General features: G+C 44.4%; 14 protein-coding genes. 4 read left to right on the forward strand and 10 right to left on the reverse strand.

All coding sequences use genetic code 11. The annotated features are described in order from the left end of the window. The 3 genes from L865_RS24125 to L865_RS0117630 form a co-directional block, all read right to left on the reverse strand. Positions 1-156: transposase (locus L865_RS24125; protein WP_037471313.1), on the reverse strand; the 156-nt coding region annotated here is incomplete at its 3' end. 507 nt (positions 157-663) lie between these two features. Continuing rightward, on the reverse strand, positions 664-1,566 hold the full coding sequence (locus L865_RS0117625) for an MBL fold metallo-hydrolase (RefSeq protein WP_028774452.1): 903 nt from the start codon (positions 1,564-1,566) through the stop codon (positions 664-666). Positions 1,567-2,011: 445 nt separating this feature from the next. Further along, positions 2,012-2,566: a sugar O-acetyltransferase gene (locus L865_RS0117630; RefSeq protein WP_028774453.1), complete on the reverse strand. Its 555-nt coding sequence runs from the start codon at positions 2,564-2,566 to the stop codon at positions 2,012-2,014. A gap of 89 nt (positions 2,567-2,655) precedes the next feature. On the opposite strand from L865_RS0117630, the gene L865_RS0117635 reads away from it, so the two are divergent. Further along, complete coding sequence (locus tag L865_RS0117635) at positions 2,656-3,723, forward strand: AraC family transcriptional regulator (protein WP_037471505.1); 1,068 nt, start codon at positions 2,656-2,658, stop codon at positions 3,721-3,723. A gap of 205 nt (positions 3,724-3,928) precedes the next feature. Beyond that, on the forward strand, positions 3,929-6,016 hold the full coding sequence (locus L865_RS0117640) for an alkyl/aryl-sulfatase (RefSeq protein WP_084632577.1): 2,088 nt from the start codon (positions 3,929-3,931) through the stop codon (positions 6,014-6,016). Positions 6,017-6,158: 142 nt separating this feature from the next. Here L865_RS0117640 and L865_RS0117645 read toward each other — a convergent pair whose 3' ends face one another. Next, complete coding sequence (locus tag L865_RS0117645; protein ID WP_028774456.1) at positions 6,159-8,111, reverse strand: BCCT family transporter; 1,953 nt, start codon at positions 8,109-8,111, stop codon at positions 6,159-6,161. Positions 8,112-8,566: 455 nt separating this feature from the next. On the opposite strand from L865_RS0117645, the gene L865_RS0117650 reads away from it, so the two are divergent. Continuing rightward, a complete protein-coding gene (locus L865_RS0117650) occupies positions 8,567-10,501 on the forward strand; it encodes a B12-binding domain-containing radical SAM protein (RefSeq protein ID WP_028774457.1) in 1,935 nt (644 codons plus the stop codon). A gap of 106 nt (positions 10,502-10,607) precedes the next feature. On the opposite strand, the gene L865_RS0117655 is transcribed toward L865_RS0117650, so the two are convergent. Then, complete coding sequence (locus tag L865_RS0117655; RefSeq protein ID WP_028774458.1) at positions 10,608-11,735, reverse strand: DUF4124 domain-containing protein; 1,128 nt, start codon at positions 11,733-11,735, stop codon at positions 10,608-10,610. Between the two features lie 135 nt (positions 11,736-11,870). After that, complete coding sequence (gene paeA, locus L865_RS0117660; RefSeq protein ID WP_028774459.1) at positions 11,871-13,184, reverse strand: polyamine export protein PaeA; 1,314 nt, start codon at positions 13,182-13,184, stop codon at positions 11,871-11,873. A gap of 659 nt (positions 13,185-13,843) precedes the next feature. On the opposite strand from paeA, the gene L865_RS0117665 reads away from it, so the two are divergent. Beyond that, entirely contained in the window at positions 13,844-15,217 is a 1,374-nt protein-coding gene (locus L865_RS0117665) for an endonuclease/exonuclease/phosphatase family protein (protein WP_028774460.1), read from the forward strand. Positions 15,218-15,334: 117 nt separating this feature from the next. Here the strand turns inward: L865_RS0117665 and L865_RS0117670 are convergent, their stop codons facing one another. From L865_RS0117670 to L865_RS0117685, 4 genes are all read right to left on the reverse strand, one after another. Then, a complete protein-coding gene (locus tag L865_RS0117670; protein WP_028774461.1) occupies positions 15,335-16,570 on the reverse strand; it encodes a glycosyltransferase family 4 protein in 1,236 nt (411 codons plus the stop codon). Positions 16,571-16,701: 131 nt separating this feature from the next. Next, positions 16,702-17,100, reverse strand: a complete 399-nt coding sequence (locus L865_RS0117675) for a VOC family protein (RefSeq protein WP_028774462.1) — start codon at positions 17,098-17,100, stop codon at positions 16,702-16,704. An 88-nt stretch (positions 17,101-17,188) separates the two neighbouring features. Beyond that, positions 17,189-17,524 (reverse strand): cupin domain-containing protein, encoded by a 336-nt coding sequence (locus tag L865_RS0117680; protein ID WP_028774463.1) that lies wholly within the window; start codon positions 17,522-17,524, stop codon positions 17,189-17,191. 136 nt (positions 17,525-17,660) lie between these two features. Then, entirely contained in the window at positions 17,661-18,539 is an 879-nt protein-coding gene (locus L865_RS0117685) for a PD40 domain-containing protein (protein WP_028774464.1), read from the reverse strand. Positions 18,540-19,074: the final 535 nt, after the last annotated feature.

Here is a 19,074-nt window from a genome sequence, read left to right on the forward strand (position 1 = left end):
TTCTTTTCGCCAACGACTCAGCATTAACGGGTGAATATCAAGCGCTAGCGCAACATCCTTAGACATGACATCGTCTCTTAAGCTTAGCTGGACAGCTTTGACTTTGAATTTTACAGGGTAAAACCATGTCTTTCTTGGTTGGGTATATTTAGGCATTTTAGCCTCCTCAAAGTGATGAGAAGGTGTCCACTAAAACGGGGGAAGAGCAAGTTCCGTTTTAAATGCCTTGTTAGTTGGTGAACTGCATTTAGAAAGCCACTGCAAACACCAAGATTAAGTGCAAAACCAACTTAGCAGAAATTAGACTGCAAATGCCACACTTTAAAGAGTTAAGTTAAGCGAGCAGCCTGATCACTGTGGTGAACCTAGTGCATATTGCTACAGACGAAAATTAACGCCTTCACTTGGGTGGCATTTACCGTTCATAACCGAGCATTCAACGTGCCAATTTTATAAAAGTTAACTGCCCTTTTCAGATTCAAGTCCACAACAAAACAACATAAAACGCTTTTATTATTTATTGCCAACTAACGCCGCAATTACCGGCCGTAACGTAGTTGTTTGCTTTGTGCCAGCGTAGCTGAAAAGCACAAAGCAAACAACGCAGTGGAGGTCCAGCCAGCTTGCTGGCGACGGTAGATTGCTTTGTTATGCGATTGGCTATCACCATCCCATATGATAATAAGCCCATATGCGCTCAATATTCATTGGGAGCCATTCTTTGTAGTATTGCCAGTTTTCATACTTAGGAAGCTTAACGGTTTTTCTTAATGCATCAGGGCTGTGAGTTCCTGAATCCATTGCTTTTTTTACAGCAGCCATCAAATCTTCTAAATATATGCGTTGCTCTGCAACAATTGAGGCAGGATCTATTGCTGGTTGATTTTCTGGCCCGTGGCCCGTGATGACATAGTCAAAATCCATCTGCTCTATTTCTTTCAGTGATCTTACCCACTCATCAGGCCAAAAATCGGGCATGCCACGAAAGGCCACTCTACGCGGCGTGACAATATCTACCGTAAATAATATCTTCTCTTTCGGAAGGCGCATAACAACCAAGCTCTCACCATGGTTCGGCCCGAAGTATGATAATTCCAAATTTCTACCACCTAGGGTCAATGTGTGCTTGTCTGAGAATGTGATACTTGGCAATGGTATTACTGGACTCGGATGATCGCTCAATTCCTTTAGCAGGTTTTCATGGCCCACAAATTTTGCACCCTCTGCCTCAAAAACATTCCCTCCTGAAATATGATCGTGATGATTATGGCTATAAACAACATATTTCACCGGCTTGTCTGTTACCTTACGAATCTCGTTTCGTAATAATTTTGCTGCCTTGGGGTTCATTGGGTCGGTAACAATAACTCCCTCATCAGTGACAAGAAAAATATTTCGATAAACCCACCAGCGAAATACATACACTCCATTACCAATGTTTTTTACGCTATGACCAAAGGCCTCCCCTCCCATGGGCTCTTGTATCGGAAATTTAGGAGCTGCAGTGGCTAATATCGAAATTAGCAACCCAGCCATTAACATTGAAAGCATACAAATTTTCTTCATTCATTTCTCCAATTCAATTATTAGTACGATTCACAACTTATTTTGCATAACAGCATATTAGGCTGAATTCCGCATAACAACGGGCAGCCATGTTAATCTAATACTAGTAAGCTACCTCAAAAAACTATCAGCTTCAAATGCTTACGGCTAATTTAATGATGGTTTTTCTGCAATAGCTCCTGTAGAAAGTCGGAATTGACATATTTGTGACGTTCGTTGCACCAGGATTTTTTTAAAGGCCTTAAAAACAATTACTTGTAATATATCTGTATTTCATTGCTGTCTGAGTTTCCCCAGAGTTTGGTCGAAATATGTGATATTTCATTATAACTGTATATAAATACAGGTGCGCGAATCTGCATAGCAAGGGCTATTTTAAATCGCTATAACTCGCTTTAACACTCAATCGACAGACTCATGACGACGTGATGCATTGTCAGATAGCTCATTCTACGGACTTGATAATTCGGGCGGGATTACCGGCGACTATCAGGTTATCAGCCACATCTTTAGTGACCACGGCGCCGGCGCCAACGACCACATTATCGCCTAGTGTCACCCCGGGCATAATGGTGGCATGACCGCCTATCCAGCAGTTGTTGCCAATATTAATGGGCCGGGCAAATTCAACACCACTATTACGCTCAACAGGATTAATAGGGTGACAAGCAGTATAAATGCCCACTTGTGGACCAATAAAACAGTTATCACCTATGGTTACTGTGGCGCAGTTGAGGATCACGCCAGCAAAATTCATGTAAAAGTTATCCCCCACATGGATGTTTTGCCCATAATCACAGTTAAAATGTGGCTCTATCATGGCGCCTTGGCCGCAATGACCCAACAGCTGATGCAGTAGAGCGCTGCGCTCAGCCTTTTGCTGGCACTTGGTCGCATTATATTGGCCAACCAATAAGCGGGCTTTAACGCGCATGTCTGTTAACTGCAGATCGCAAGGGTCATAACACGCCTGCGCCAACATTTTTTCAAGTTCTGTCATCGTTTATCCTGTGCAACCACTGCCGTGCCAATTCATGCTGCGATCAAAATAGCCCGCTATCTTGCTGTTAATCATTAAAGCTGGTTATGATGAACACTATAAACCATTTATATTACCTGTATTTGAACCCATTAATCGACGCCAATAAATATAGCACCATTGCCGCGTGGTCACTGGCCATTGCCAGAGCGCTCGCTGCCAGTAAAGTCGACCCACAGCAGGTGTTTGCTGAAGTGGGTTTAAACCTGCAGCAACTGGAATCCGCCCCCAATTCACGCATTGCCATTGAGCAGATGACCTCCCTGTGGCGATATGCCCAACAAGTCACCAATAACGATGCATTTGGCTTATGTGTTGGCCAATATGCTTATCCAATACATTTTAGTGAGTTAGGCTCGCTACTTATCAATAGCGAAACGTTAGCTGCCGCGTTTGAAACTTTGCCGCACTATGGCCCGTTGGTAAGCAATTCAGCGGCGGTAAGCTTGCAGCGAACCCCTACTCTATTGGGTTTTACCATCACCCCACTAAACGGTGTTGAAATAAGCCATTTAGCAATCGATGCTTTTTTTGCCAGTTTAATGCTTTTGGGCAAGCAAATGATTGGCCAGCAAACTTTGGTAAAAAAAGTCGATCTGCAAAAAGCTAACGTGACTAACCCAGCCACTTGGGAGAGATTTTTTAGCGCCAATGTCGAATTTAACCAAGCCCAAAACTGTATGTGGATGGACAGAGCGATTCTTGAGCAACCCGTCGCACACCGAGATCAACACCTAGCTAGGCAAAAAGAGAGCTCGGTACAACAATACCTCACCCAAATGCAGTCTTTGTCTTGGCGGGAGAAAACCAGTCAAGGCATTCATACCTTGTTGGTCGACCAACAGCCTACCGCGGCGAAAATCGCGCAAATGTTCAATATTAGTGAACGAACTTTAAGTCGTTATTTGCAATTAGAAGGATGTAACTTTAGGCAATTACTGGCGAATAAACGCCTTGAGCTGGCGCATCACTATTTGGTGAATACCCCAATCGCCATCAACTGTCTGTCTGATACCTTGGGCTACACCAGTGTCAGTAATTTCAGTCGTTCATTTCAAAAGTGGACCGGTCAAAGCCCTGGCTGTTATCGCAAACAACACCAGCAAAACCGCGAGTAGCGAGTCGATTGGGTTCGGCTCTTTGCTGTGCAGCGCATTACATCTCTGGGCACTATAGCTCTGTGCACTAAATCACTGGGCACTAGCTCTGTGCACTAGCTCTGGGCAGTTCCGTGCTTCGCGGTGCTATTGGCGAAAAATGATAAACCCAAAGTTAATAACTTGTAATAGCTTAGTGAGCATCGTTAACTTTTAGGGTCTGACTATGAAAAGCTTACACTCAGCAAGCATTAGCAAATCGACAACCGCGCCAAGTTGTATCAGCAAAGCTGCCAATGGCGTTGGCAGCAAATTATCAAGTGCAATAGTGCTACTTGCCATACTAGGGTGCGAGCCACAGCCCAATAACTCAACGTCTCTACCTTCGAATGGCACCGCTAATGCCACCGCGCAAGATGTTGCTGTTGACCAGCATGGATTTACCGCTGCCAGTGCTCATACCATTGATGCTAACAACGCCCTGTTGTCACAGCTCCCATTTGACAATCAGCAAGATTTTGAGGACGCTCAGCGCGGATTTATCGCCAAAATGCCACAACTTATCGTGCAAGATGAACAAGGCAAAGTGATTTGGAGTCGACCCGAGTACGACTTTATCAACCAAGCGGCACCTAATAGCGTCAACCCAAGTTTATGGCGTCAAGCGAGCCTTAATAACATCGATGGCTTGTTTGAAGTTAGCGAAGGTATCTACCAATTACGCGGCTTTGACCTTGCCAATATGACCGTGATTAATGGTGATACAGGTTGGATTATTATTGACCCACTGACCACCACAGAGACCGCTAAAGTCGCTATTGATTTTGTCAACCAACAACTCGGGCCCAGGCCAATTAGCACGATTGTGTTTACCCATAGCCACATGGACCACTTTGGTGGCGCGTTAGGCCTTTTGGCTGCAAATAGTAACAATGATATCGAAGTGGTAGCGCCAGCTGGGTTTATGCATGAGGCCACCAGCGAAAACGTGATGGCAGGCACCGCCATGAGTCGCCGAGCCATGTACATGTATGGCAAACAATTGCCCCGCTCTATCCGGGGCCATATCGACTCAGGCTTGGGTAAAGAACCCGCTTTTGGCCAATTTGGTATTTTGCCACCCACGCAAATAATAGAACAAGATAGCCAGCTAACCCTCGATGGTGTCGAATTTGAATTTCAAATCGTATCAGGCACCGAAGCACCGGCTGAAATGACATTTTATCTACCGCAGCATCAAGCCTATTGTGGTGCTGAGCTTGTCTCAAAAAATATGCATAATCTATATACTTTGCGCGGTGCAAAAGTGCGTGATGCACTGGCATGGAGTCAGGCGATTGATGATGCCATTAGCGCACAGCGGCAAACCAAGGTTTATTTTGGCAGTCATCATTGGCCAATATGGGGCTTAGATAACATTAATCAATTTTTGATAACCCAACGCGACACTTACAAGTACATCCACGATCAGTCTGTGCGTATGCTCAACGCTGGTTTAACGCCAGCGGAGATTGCCGAAGCCATTGAGATGCCACCAGAACTGGCCAATACTTTTGCAAGTCGCGGCTATTATGGCACTGCTAAACACAACGCTAAAGCGGTCTATCAGGCCTATTTGGGTTGGTATGATGCCAATCCAAGTCACTTAGATCCTTTGCCAGCCGCGCAGTCAGCAGACAAATATGTCCAGCTTATGGGCGGCGCAGATAAAGTCATTGCCGCGGCGAGCCAAGCATACCAACAAGGTGACTACCGCTGGGCCGCACAGCTACTTAATCATTTGGTGTTTGCCGATAGCGATAACCGCCAAGCTAAAGCGCTACTAGCCAATACCTATGACCAGCTTGGCTATCAGGCAGAATCGGCCCCATGGCGTGATGTGTATTTAAGTGGTGCTTATGAGCTGCGCCATGGCAGTCCCGAGGTAGGCATAGATTTAAGTTCCATGAAACACATATTGCTACATGCCCCAGTAGAGAACTTTTTACAGTCAATGGCATCAAGAATTAACGGCCCTAAAGCCTTTAATCAGCAATATGAAATCAATCTCAACTTTACTGATTTACAGCAAAATTACGTACTAAGCCTTAATCATGCCGTGTTACATCACCGCTTGGGCGCGAAATCCGCCACCGCGACGGTTACTTTAAATATTAGTCATGGTTTGTTTATCGACATTGTGATTGGCGCCGCTGATGTGAGTGATTTACTGTTTTCTGATGAGCTTAATATTGAAGGCAGCAAACTCGATTTAATCGGCTTTTTATCACTATTGAATAAACCCAAAGGGGTATTTAACATTGTAGTCCCGTAATAGCGCGTCTCTCCCTAAGGAAAGTGCCACAGCTTGGTAGAGTGCCGCAGCATAGTAGAATGTCATTACCCAACAATGCCACCGTATCTACCAACCTCTAACTATAAAAAGCCGCGAATTACGCGGCTTTTATAGGTGCAAACTAGTTAGCGCCGTTTAATCTCGCTTGAATAGCCAGTTTAGCCTCTTCTTGTGCCAACAATAGCTCTTCTTGCTCTTTCTGGCGCATTAAGCCATCAAATGCCAGCCGTGCTTGTTGCGCCTGAGAAGAAGCCTGCACTTTTACCTCTTTAGCTTTAACAGCGTCGAGCGCCAGTTGCTGTAACTGCTCAAGCAATTCCGCTGGCGCATCCCCCAAATCGACACTCGACTCTCCGCGAGACAACGCCTCTTTGCGTAGCTGTTTCTTGAGCATCCAGATAGCTTCATTGATATCGCGCTCACTATTCGCCGCGGCTATGGCGCTGTCGCGTGCAACTTCAAACTTCCCTAGTGCTTGGCCCTCTTTACTCCACGGATCGACATCAGGCAGATCAGAGATATTAATAACCGGATCAACATAATCGTCTTGATGAGATAGGTCGAGCATGGCTGCCTTAATACCTGATACCATCAGCAACACGGCAATCACCAACAGAGGTAATCCACCAACAATTGCTGCCGTTTGCAGTGTCTCTAACCCACCCATAAACATGAGTGCTGATGGCATTAAAGACAAAGTGAACGCCCAAAACAATCTATTCCAGCGCATGGGATCTTCAGTGACATTGGTTTGCACTACTGAGGCCAAAATGTAAGAGATAGAATCAAAAGTCGTGGCGGTAAAAATAATGCACAAGATAGTAAACAGCGTAATAATCAATGCGCTAAAAGGCAGTTGCTCTAGCACCGCAAAAATTGCGCTGGTCGCTCCTTGGGCGTTAAGAATGGCAACCACATCAAGTTGACCTGATAGCTGTAACGACAAGCCATAGTTACCCAAAATGATGAAATACATCGAACAACCTAATGATCCAAAAAATACCGCGCCAGAAACCATCTGTTTAATGGTTCTACCGCGTGAAATACGGGCCACAAACAAGCCCATACTAGGCGCAAACACCAGCCACCATGCCCAATAAAAAATGGTCCAATCTTGTGGAAAATGGGTATCAGCAAACGTCCCTAATCCACCAAAGGGCTCTGCCCAAGTCGCCATAACAAAAAAATTGGACAACATACGGCCAATAGAATCTAACCCCGTTTCCAACATAAAAATCGTCGGCCCGCAAACTAACACAAACAGCAATAAGACCAGCGCGCCCCAAAAATTGATATTGCTGAGGATCTTAATGCCCTTGTCCATGCCTTTGTATGCCGAATAAGCAAAGATGGCGGTACATAACATCAGCACACCAATTTGACTACCTGTGGTGGTGGGGATGCCGAACAGATAGCTAATCCCCTCATTTATCAGCGGTGCCGCTAAACCTAAGGTAGTGGCCGCGCCGCCCAATAGACCAAATATAAATAAAATGTCGACCGCTTTACCCAGCTTACCCACGCTATTGGCTTCACCAATCACAGGCATAAGCGCCGCCGATACCTTCAAAACCGGTTGTTTGCGCACATAGTAGAAATAGGCAATCGGAATCGCAGGGATCATGTAAATACACCAAGCAATTGGACCCCAGTGAAATAATCCGTAGGTTGCAGCCCAGCGAATGGCTTCTTCACTGCCAGCGGCCAATTGAAATGGCGGGTTTTGATAGTAGTAGGCCCACTCGATGGTGCCCCAATATAAAATACTCGCGCCAATGCCTCCGCAAAATAGCATCGCCGCCCATGACGACAACGCAAACTCTGGCGCTTCGTCTGGATCGCCCAGTTTTATCTGACCAATGTCAGAAAAAACAATGTAAATCATGAAGAAAAAGGCCGCTAGTCCCAAGCCAAGATAAGCAAAACCCAGCTTATCTGTCATAAATGTTTTAGCAATCGCAATCCAATGCGCACCTTCAGCAGGAAACACCAACAATGGGGTGACTACCGCAAACAGCAAAGCCAATGCGCCGAAAAATGTCGGCTTATCGATCAGCTCAAATGATTTGTTCATTTTTTAAATTCCAAAACAACAACAGCATATTAAGTAAAAGTTCGGCACACAAAAACTACCCCATGCTGCAGGCAGATGGGGTGAGATCAGGGATCTATTGAATAGTTATGTTACGAACGTATTGGTCGTGCAGTTATCACCGAAAAAGGGCCGACATAGCAATTATGCAAGCTGGCGACAAAATAGAACCAATTGCAGTTACTGTCGACAAATAGTTTTCCAGCTGCTGACATATTTGTGATGCCAATCTCACTTGATCATCTAGACAGAGACTCTTAGTCCAAATGTGTTTCAACTTTGCTTGAAATCGACAGCAGAGTGAAAACCACGCCCCGTTGAGTAGTGCGGTCGATGGGCATTTGCTAAAATTCATGGTTATTTTGTGGCAGCGAGATATACTGCCACGCTCAGAGGCTCTCTGAGCAAATAGATATTTGATAATGTAAAGGCAGGCTATGACCGTTCTACTAATGACTCCTCCCATGACTCAGCTAAATACGCCCTACCCGGCAACGGCGTATTTAACCGGGTTTTTGCGATCCCGTGGTTATGAGGCAGTACAACGCGACCCTGCTATTGAGCTATTTTTAGAGATGATGACCGCGCCGGCATTGGATGTCATTCGCCAGATCGTCGAACAGAACTTTGAGCATTTTGAAGACCATGAGCTACCGGATGTTATCTTTAATTTCTTGGCAGAGTTTGACCGCTACCAACTCACCGTAGAGAGCGCTATCCGCTTTTTACAAGGCAAAGATCCTAGCTTAGCGCTACGTATTAATTCACGGCGTTTTTTGCCCGAAGGCCCTGCATTTGATGCCATAGCGCAAATGGAAGCAGTATCGGGTGACGTATTACAAGCGGCATTTGGCAATTTAGGTGTGCAAGATAAAGCCAAGTACCTCGCCACCTTATTCATCAATGATTTATCATCGGTCATTACCCAAGGTGTCGATCCTTACTTTGAAGTTAGCCGTTATGGTGAGCAATTAGCTGCCGCTAACCCCACTTTTGATAATCTGTACGACACATTAATGGATGAGCCAACCTTCAGCTCTGAAATTTTAGAACAACTGGTAGAGCAATACCTAGAGGAAACACAGCCTAGTGTAGTGGCACTGACGGTACCCTTTCCTGGCAACATGTTAGGGGCGCTGCGTATCGCCCAGACCTGTAAGGCGCTCAACCCAGATATCCCGGTTGTGATGGGTGGCGGTTTTATTAATACTGAACTGCGCGCGCTAAAAGATCCGCGGGTATTCGAGTTTATTGATTTTATCTGTTTAGATGATGGTGAGCGTCCGCTGATCACCCTTTTAGAGTATTTGCAGGGCCAGCGTGAAGTCGACGATTTAGTCCGTACCTATTTTCTTGCCGAAAATGAACAAGGCGAAGTCTATGTTCATTTTAACGAAAATACCGAGCTACACGACATCCCGCAAACTGATGTAGGTGCGCCTATCTATGACGGCTTACCATTAGATGAATACCTGTCTTTATGCGAAATGCTCAACCCAATGCACCGCATCTGGAGCGATGGGCGCTGGAACAAGCTTACCATTGCCCACGGCTGCTACTGGCGCAAGTGTAGCTTTTGTGATGTTAGCCTCGATTACATCGACCGGTATGACGCCGCCGGCGCAGATGTATTAGTTGATCGAATTGAACAGCTTATTGAAGAAACCGGCCAAACGGGTTTTCATTTTGTCGATGAAGCCTTACCGCCTAAAGTGCTGTTTTCAATGGCCAAGCGCTTAATTGAGCGCAATGTAGTGATTAGTTGGTGGGGTAACATTCGGTTTGAACGGACCTTTAGCCCAGCCCGTTGCCAATTGTTGGCAGATTCTGGCTGTATTGCGGTCAGTGGCGGACTTGAAGTTGCATCAGACAGGCTACTAAAACTGATGAAAAAAGGTGTCAGTGTCGAACGTGTTGCCAATGTCACTAAGTCATTTAGCGATGCTGGCATTATGGTGCATGCATACTTAATGTATGGCTTCCCTACCCAAACAGAACAGGAAACTGTCGACTCACTGGAGATGGTAAGACAGATGATGCAACAAGGCTGTTTCCAATCTGCCTACTGGCACCGTTTTGTTGCTACAGTCCACAGTCCGATAGGCATGAATCCCGAACAATTTGGTATTACCTTAGCGGAGCGGCCAGAGATCTTATTTGCTGAAAACGATGTCGACTTTATCGACCCAACCGGCACTGATCATGACATGCTTGGTGAAGGGTTACGCAAAGCCATTTATAACTATATGCATGGCATAGGCTTTGACCAACCAATGAGCTTTTGGTTTAACCAAACCGTTGCGCCCACCAGCATGAAAAAAGATTTAATAGCGAACGCAATCACCCAGTTTATTGAAAGCCATCAGGAATAATGCAGTCAAGGCCACCACTAAGTGGCCTTTATTTACAGCAATGGTTTGATAGTCGATAGTGATGAGCAATCAGTGCATGGATCTATGCTGTCGCTTGACCTTCTAGTCAGCGCTTTTGCCATTTCAACCAATCTTGCTGCAATTTGGCGTAACCGCCTCGATATTTTTCCAGTGCCGCGATCGGTTGCTTTGTTTTACAACGTTGCTCGCTAAAATCGGTAAATAACGCCGCTAATGTTTGCCGACCGGTGTAACTCGACATTAGAAAAGAAATAAAGAGATGTGATGCACTATACAAGTCATTGCGTCTACTGCCACTCCACTGTTGAGCAGTCGCGTTTAATAGCGCAGGTAAGGTCATCACAACACCATGTCGATAACGCTCTTTAGCCCGTTTGAGCGCTAAAGGTGTGTACAGCAAATGTTGACTGTTGGACGCAAGCGTTCGCAGGAACAAAGGCGACTCAAAGTACTCCGCAAGCCCCTCATTAAACCAACGTGGCGTTATGCCAAACTGACCCGCATTCATCACATGCACTGATTCATGAAGCGCTGTGCTAAACGCTTGTTCATCAGTTCTATACCACACTGCTGCGATATTGTGTTGGCCGGAATAAAACCCTTGGCTAGCACTAACAAAATTCGTGTATTGACGCTCCAAGTCTTTATAAACACCTTTATTAGACGCTAGTATTAAATCAATTTTTATCGGCTGTAAAACTTTTTTGGGTAAGAGTTGACGATAGCGAGCATCAATTTGTTTGATAGCTGAGGTTAGCTTATTTCGTAAAAAAGGCGGAGTACTAGTCCCTTTAGTGCTGATTGCTAACTCAAAACTGTACTCAGGCTCTTTGTAATGAGTCAGCTGACTATGCTGCTCTGCGGCTGCCGCATCCGAGAAGTGAGTGACACCTTGTTCATCGGTCCAAGAATAAATGCCTTTGTCTCGTTTTTGGATGGCTTTAGCTTGAGTAACCGTTAATGTATCGCAAGTTGCTAACTGCTCGGCAGACAGAGTATTTTCATGCCGCTCTTGATATCGAGGCTTTCTATCGACAGGAGGTGACAACTTAACGGGTGGTTGAGCAGTCTCAGGTTTTGTTAAATCTAGTGCAGCGAGTAATTCATCCAATACCGGTACGTTAAACCACTTGCCCTTATAGTGATTAACCGCAATGCCAATACTACATACTAAAACAACGAGCACAATATAACGGCTCAGTCGGCTTTCCATAGCCCTAATTCCTATCAAAATGCACCAAGATGGTACAGCAATGGGTTTGAACAAACAGACAAAATTATTATCAGACAACCAAACGACGTGGTGTCATGTTATCTGACTTAAAGTGGTTAGGTCTGCTAATTAGCATTATTCAATCACTTCGCTAGCAATGCCATCGTCAAGGCGTGTGACTAGCAATTGATCGACTTTATAGCTATCAACATCGACAACTTCAAATTTGTAACCGGCATGAATGACCGAGTCAGTGCACTTAGGGATTTTACGCAACATGAACATCATAAAGCCGGCAATGGTTTCATAATTGTGACTTTGCGGGAAAGCCTCAATATCTAACGCGCGCATCACACCAATGATAGGCGTCACTCCGTCGACTAACCAAGAACGGTCATCGCGGGCAATGATCTGCTCTTCGCTCTCGGGAAGTGACCATGCACCCATTACCGCATCTTGCAGATCTTTAGCTGTAACCACACCCACCACCAGTGAGTACTCATTCATAACAACCGCGAAATCTGCCCGACTGTTTTTGAAGTAGTCCATCGATTCCGACAAACTCAAGGTATCGGGAATGAAAAAACAATTAGTCACTAAGCTTTTATCTTTAAGACTAATGCTCTCGCCATTAATTAAGTAAATCAGCAGCTTTTTGGCATTAACAATGCCAACCACTGTATCGAGCTGCTCATTACAAACCAAGAAATTTGAATGGGGCTGCGCAGCAATCTTGGCTCGAATTTCCTCTTCGCTATCTTGCAGGAGAAAATACGCAAGACTCTCCCGCGCCGTCATTGCTGCTGTTACCGGAATGGATTGCATCTCAAACACTTTTTCCATCATCAGCTGATCGCCTTTATCCAGCACCCCGGCTTCTGCGCCCGCATCCATTACCGCGTAAATATCGTCGGAGGTCACCGCATCATCTCGTGCGGTTTGCACTCGAAAAATTCGAAATACAAGATTGGCTAAGCTGTTAAAAAACCAAACAAATGGCTTTAACACCACAATACATATCATCATCGGGCCAACAAACACCATGGCCACTTTTTCAGGAAAAGCCATTGCCAATCGTTTTGGCATTAAATCGGCAATTAAGATAAACAAACTGGTCACCAGCATGAAAGAGAGAAAGAAACTGGTTTTCTCTAGCCAAGGGCCTGACAGCCATGCCGATAAAAAGGCCTGTATATGGGGAGTAAAGGCCGACTCACCGACAATCCCGCCCATGATGGCCACGGCATTGAGACCGATTTGTACCACAGTGAAAAAGTTGCCCGGTTGCGCTTGAAGATGCAGCACTTTTTGTGCGCGAATATCGCCTTCATCGCTCAATTGGCGCAGACGTATTTTTCGCGCCGCAGCCAAAGCAATTTCAGACATAGAAAAGAAACAACTCACCCCAATAAGGAGGAGAATGACCACAACATTATCAAAGAAGCTCATGAGGCACCTTTATTAACCCGAATGTTCAGACTAACAATTAGATTAGCGCTTTAGGTTAGCAAATCGGTTTAAACTCGCACTGAACCACGCACTGAGTTTAAGCTGTAAAACAAACCAAATTGACGCTGTATTTCGACCATCTCATAACCATAGAGGGCCAGATTTGCGGAGTATATCCGCAATATTGAAAGCTCGCTAGTGAATAAATGACACATTGTGATTGAGTTAAATTCATACACTTGTTGCTACCTGTATTAGCATTGCTGCCATACAAAACTTGTAGGCTTAGCTTACTGTAAATCAATCAGTTGGTGCTTCACTTGATAGCTGGATTAATAGAGAGTAGATCTTAGTACTTAAGATATTAAGGCTAGCTGCTACTTGGTGTTATAAATAAGCCGTAAATCATACAAATTAAATTCATTTGCTAAACACCTCAGACAACATCCACCACCAAAATCAATGGTAAACAGTAAAAATACACACCACCAACAAACTCAAGCTTTATCTGTAACAACCTGGCAACTTAAGTTTATATATTAATCACTTAAACACAACTTCCCTGCGTTTTATATCCAGACAATTGACACCTATATAGAATGATGCCGAAGCTCAAATAAATGAGCTCGTTAATATAATTACAATTGATGGGTCAAAACATGAAATTACTTAAATCTGCCGCAGCTTTAGCTGTTGGTTTAGCACTACTTACTGGTTGCAATAACGACGATGACATTAAGTATGTTGATCATACCGAAGTTAAGATTGCGGCTTACAATTTATCGTTCGATCGTGCAACTTTTGCTGATTTAGTGGCTGAAATGGCAATTGCAGCGGATCAACAGAATATACTCGTTGCAGCGTACCTAGAAGATCGCGACGCTATGGAGCCTGCTGACAAGGCTACAGCGGAAAAAGTTATCCAAATTCGTAATGTTGCCGCAATCATTCAAAAGACTCGCCCAGATGTCCTAATGATGGGTGAATATAATAATGACGGTACGGGTGAAGACTTATCAGCATTAGAAGGCTTTCAAGCAAACTACTTATCAGTAGCCCAAAGTATTGACGGCGCTGGCGGCACTGCAGAGTTAGAACCAATTGAGTACCCATTTGCGGAAAGCTACGCAACGAATACGGGCTTATTAAGCGGATTCGATTTGAATAATGATGGCTACATTGCAACTGCCGAAGATCTTGGTACCGATGCCTACGCCAATGATTCTTGGGGTTATGGCAAGTATCACGGTCAATATGCTTTTGCGCTAATGTCTAAATACGAAATTGATTCTAAAAATACCCGGACTTTCCAAAACTTTAAGTGGAAAGACTTAGAAGGCGCTGAAAATCCATTATTAGATGGTGAAAACTGGTACACAGATGAAGAATGGCAGCAAATGACATTGTCATCGAAAAACCACGTGGATACACCTATCTTAATTCCAACTAAAGATGGTACTGAAACCGTACACATTCTCATGTCTCACCCTACGCCTCCTGTATTTGATACAGGTAAAAACAAACTTCAAAATGCGGCAGAAGTGGAGTTTTGGCATAAGTACGTAACGAGTGCACAAGATTTCTACGACGATGCTGGTAACACAGGTGCACTCACAGCCGGTGCCCATTTTGTCATTGTAGGCGATCAGAATTTAGACGCTGCAACAGGCGCAGGTGACGGATTTACGGAAGTGATGGCACAGTTACATGCTGATCCTGTGGTAAACCAAAATGTCACTAACGGTGATTTGTACCCCACTAGTTTTGGTGCTGCGGAATATGCAGCTGATAGAAGCTCCGCCCATCCGCACCCTAACCGCATCACGGCCGAGTTCCATAATGCCTATGGCGGAATCAATGCAGATCATGCAATTCCTTCGGCTAGCCTAAACATTATTGATTCTGGTGTATATTGGCAGGCTTCTTACCAACAAGGTCGTCTATTATTTAATGATGCCCGCATTGGTAATTACGGCAATGGTAAAGATGTTTCTTCTGATCACCGTATGGTTTGGGTGAAAGCTAGATTCTAATCTGAAGTGCGCTATAAAAGCCTCGATTTATCGAGGCTTTTTTATTACTGCACTACCCAAAATCATAATCTAAGTGCATGACAGGAAACTCAACCGAAAGCTTTGAAATAGCGCCCACTAATTTGGCTGAGTAGAGGCGTTTTTAGCAGCTATCCACTGTGACATGTACTTGGTGCTCGCCATAGAATGATGCTTTAACATGGCACCAGTAAAATTATTCTCCCTGTGCTCAGCTAGATTAGCTAACGTCTCATTGAGCTTTTTCATCCACTCAGCGGCTAAGACTTTGCCATTATACCTAGCCGTTAACAATGTAGCGGCATTCTCCTGGGCTTTATTCCAAAGGGATTGTTGTTGATACAGTCTGATTGCAGCTTGTGCAAACTCTTGATAATCATCGGTGATATCACCTGGCCACGGCTCATCACCGCACATACCTTCACTGCCTACAGAGGTCGTTACACTAGGGGTCTGCATTATCATGGCGTCAAGCAATTTACCCTTAATGCCAGCACCAAATCGAATAGGCGCCAAACAGACTCGCGATTGCTCCATCACTTGATAGGCATCTTCTGCCCAGCCCTTAACTAAAAAACCGGTTTTGGGATTATTAAGGGCTGTGGCTTTCGGCGGCGGATAAGAGCCGTAAATATGCAGCTCAGCCTGAGGTAGCTGTTGGCGAATAATGGGCCATATCTTTTGCAGATGTAAGACCACATCCCAGTTTGGCGCGTGGCGGAAATTACCTATGGTCATAAAGTGCTGACGTTCGGCAAAGCTCTTTGTTTTAGTCGGGCAGTTATCTAGATCCACCATAAATGGCAAATGATGCAAAATGCTTGGGTCAATTTTAAACTGTTTTTGCAATAGCTCCATTTCGAAACTGGAGATGATAAGTGAAATATCACAACGAAGAATAGCCGCAATCTCACGTTTAGCGATATCACTAAACAGATCCGCTTTTGTGAGCTCTCGTTCAGCCTTAACAGCTTGGTGACGCGCATTACGCAAACATTGTAGATCTTCAGTATCCAGTATTTTTAAAGCATTGGGGCAGCTTTTTTCAACTCGCCAGCCAAACTGCTCCTCCATCATAAAGCGATCAAACATCACGATGTCGGGCTGATAATCTGAGATATAAGCATCAAAGCTGTCGCAGTTTAAATTGATATTCTGACTAGTTATGCCGGCTAAACTTAGATCGACCATATGATCGGAAGGTTGAGCAGGAGTGGCAAATTCAACCTGCCAGCCTTGCTGTCTATAAAGTCTTAATAGCGACATCATATGGCTACCTGCCGCCGATGAGTTTGGCTCGGGCCAGACATAACCAATCACTAATACTTTTATCATTACCGCTCACTTTATTGTTTTTTGGGGAGGTTAGGGTTTAGCCGATGAACATTCAAGCTTGTCGTTTAACACAACACAGCCATGTATAACTCTGGATGTACGACTTTAATTGATATTGGCAATGTTATTCATCACCTGCGTTGCAGTAAGTCCCATTTGTTACCGTATAGGTCTTCAAACACCACAACCGTGCCATACTCTTCCTCACGAGGCTGTTCGTTAAAGTGCACGCCATTGGCTTTCATCTGCTCATAATCACACCAAAAGTCATCAGTTTGCAAAAACAAAAATACCCTTCCGCCAGTTTGATTCCCGACTGCATGCCGCTGCTGGTCGTCGCTTGCCTGAGCTAATAGCAGGTTGGTGCCATTGCCATTGGACGGTGCCACTTGCACCCAACGCTTACCCTGCCCTAAATCTGTATCTTCAATCAAAGTGAACTGCAATCGCTGAGTGTAAAACTCAATTGCGTCATCATAGTTATCGACAACCAGCGCGATATTACTGATTTGCTGAACTCGCTCAGGCATAACGGTATCCTTAATTTCAAACCACCAATTCTATATCAATAGCCGCGTTAGCCACAAAGTCACAATGCCACCAAAGGGAAAACCTTTATCAAGTTTCAAACCTGTCTCCATGGCTTGGTGGTGTTGAAGTCACGATGAAAACCAAATCGCCTTGGTGTTGATTGCTTACCTGATGCTTTGCACCTGCCGGAATATGCAGCCCTTGATTTGGCGTGAGAGTGAAGACCTGTTCTTCAAGTTCGATGGTGGCAATACCGGATAATATGAAGAAAAACTGCTCCGCTTGTTGATGAAAATGACGACTCTCATAACACCCCGCAGGCACCCTTTCTTGAATAACACTTAAATTTTTAGACTTAACCAAATGCCAGCCATCACATTTCTCACCCCAAATATAATGTTCTGCAGATTGTTGACTCACCACAGTAGCCAAGTGCGCTCCTTTTCAAATATGAATGCCGACTTTACGATAATAGACGAGCATAAAAGCAATGAGAACAGCTAAAACCCACTGCAATATAGACATCAATATAAAAATGGCACGCATCACGCCAGGCCACTTACCGTAACGAGTTTGGCCGCAGACTTTCAATCACTTCAGTACTCACCCAATATAAGTTGGATATGCCGTGTTGCTCATCGTAGCGACTGAAAAACATAAATTTTCCATCGGGCGTCACACTAGGCACAGTTTCACTAAAGGCTGAGTTAACATCAGTGCCAAGATTAATGGCCTTAGACCATGTCTGGTCTGGTTGCTTGAAGTACACATAAATATCGCTATCTGTACGACTGGCGTCTTCTCTGGAACGTGAATCCACCAACAAGTAATCTTGAGTTGGCGATATAAATCCATGCACACCAAAATCGATGGCCACTTTTTCGGGTTTGCCGTAATGACCATTGATAAAAGCGGAATAGTAGGTTTGAGATTTAAAAATATCAGTAAAGAAAAGATCGCCGTTTTTCGCTAGCGTCGAGAAAAACACCTCTTCATCATTAATCGGTGAGTCGAGCTTTTTAGCGCTCTGCCACTCTTTTCCTTTGCGGTTTGCTAGCCATATTTTGGTGTCGCTAAAATCAGCGTTATAAGCCGTAAAGTACATCTGTTTGCCATCAAGGCTTAGAAAAGGTTCCATTTCACCGGCTTTATCGCCTTGGGTAAAATTTGCCTTTTTGAACGGTTGCCATAGGTTATTTTCCACAGTTGAAAAATAGATATCAGCCGTTTTATCCGGCAGTTGTGCAGAAAAGTAAATCTCCTTTAAATCGGCCGAAAATGTCACACCGTACTCGTACCTGCCGTCGATTGACACTAGCCCCTTTGCAAATACTTTAGGGAGCACTCCTGGGGTTTGTTGCCCCAAATACGCTCCCTGTAATAACGGAAAACCATCTTGACTGTAACCTTTGTTGGCTGTCGTTTGCGCCGCAAGCAAAGGCGACTAGCATCACTTTAATAAGTGTCACTCTATTAAGCATCATACATTTCCTTTTAATAGCCATAACCTGCTTTAATTCGTTAATAAATTGAATGACTACAGTGTAGGTAGACAGGTACAAAAACACCTGACGTCTTTATGATTTTTGACTGATTTGCAACTGGCGATAGCTAACGACGATTAACTGTCGTTTTACGAATAGCGCTGCCTCTGACAACAAGCAGATCTTTTCCACTTATCCCTAAGCAGTTATTAGTACCCAGAAATAGATTTATTTCGAGTGAGGGCACCAATGCACAATCAACCTATCCCTGAAAAGATACGCCAAAGCAGATAGCAACAACTTCCTATATGTCGCTTACTCAAAAATGACTCACAGATAGAACGTCTAATTACATTCTTAAACTCAGATTCAAGCACTGAACAAAAGGCCTTAAAAAACAGAACCACATTGAAACCACGATACACACGATATTACTTACCCTTTAAAAAAATCGCGTAAGTACAAACACCTAGCTTAAAAACTCATAAC

This window comes from Shewanella waksmanii ATCC BAA-643, assembly GCF_000518805.1.
GTDB classification, from domain to species: domain Bacteria; phylum Pseudomonadota; class Gammaproteobacteria; order Enterobacterales; family Shewanellaceae; genus Shewanella; species Shewanella waksmanii.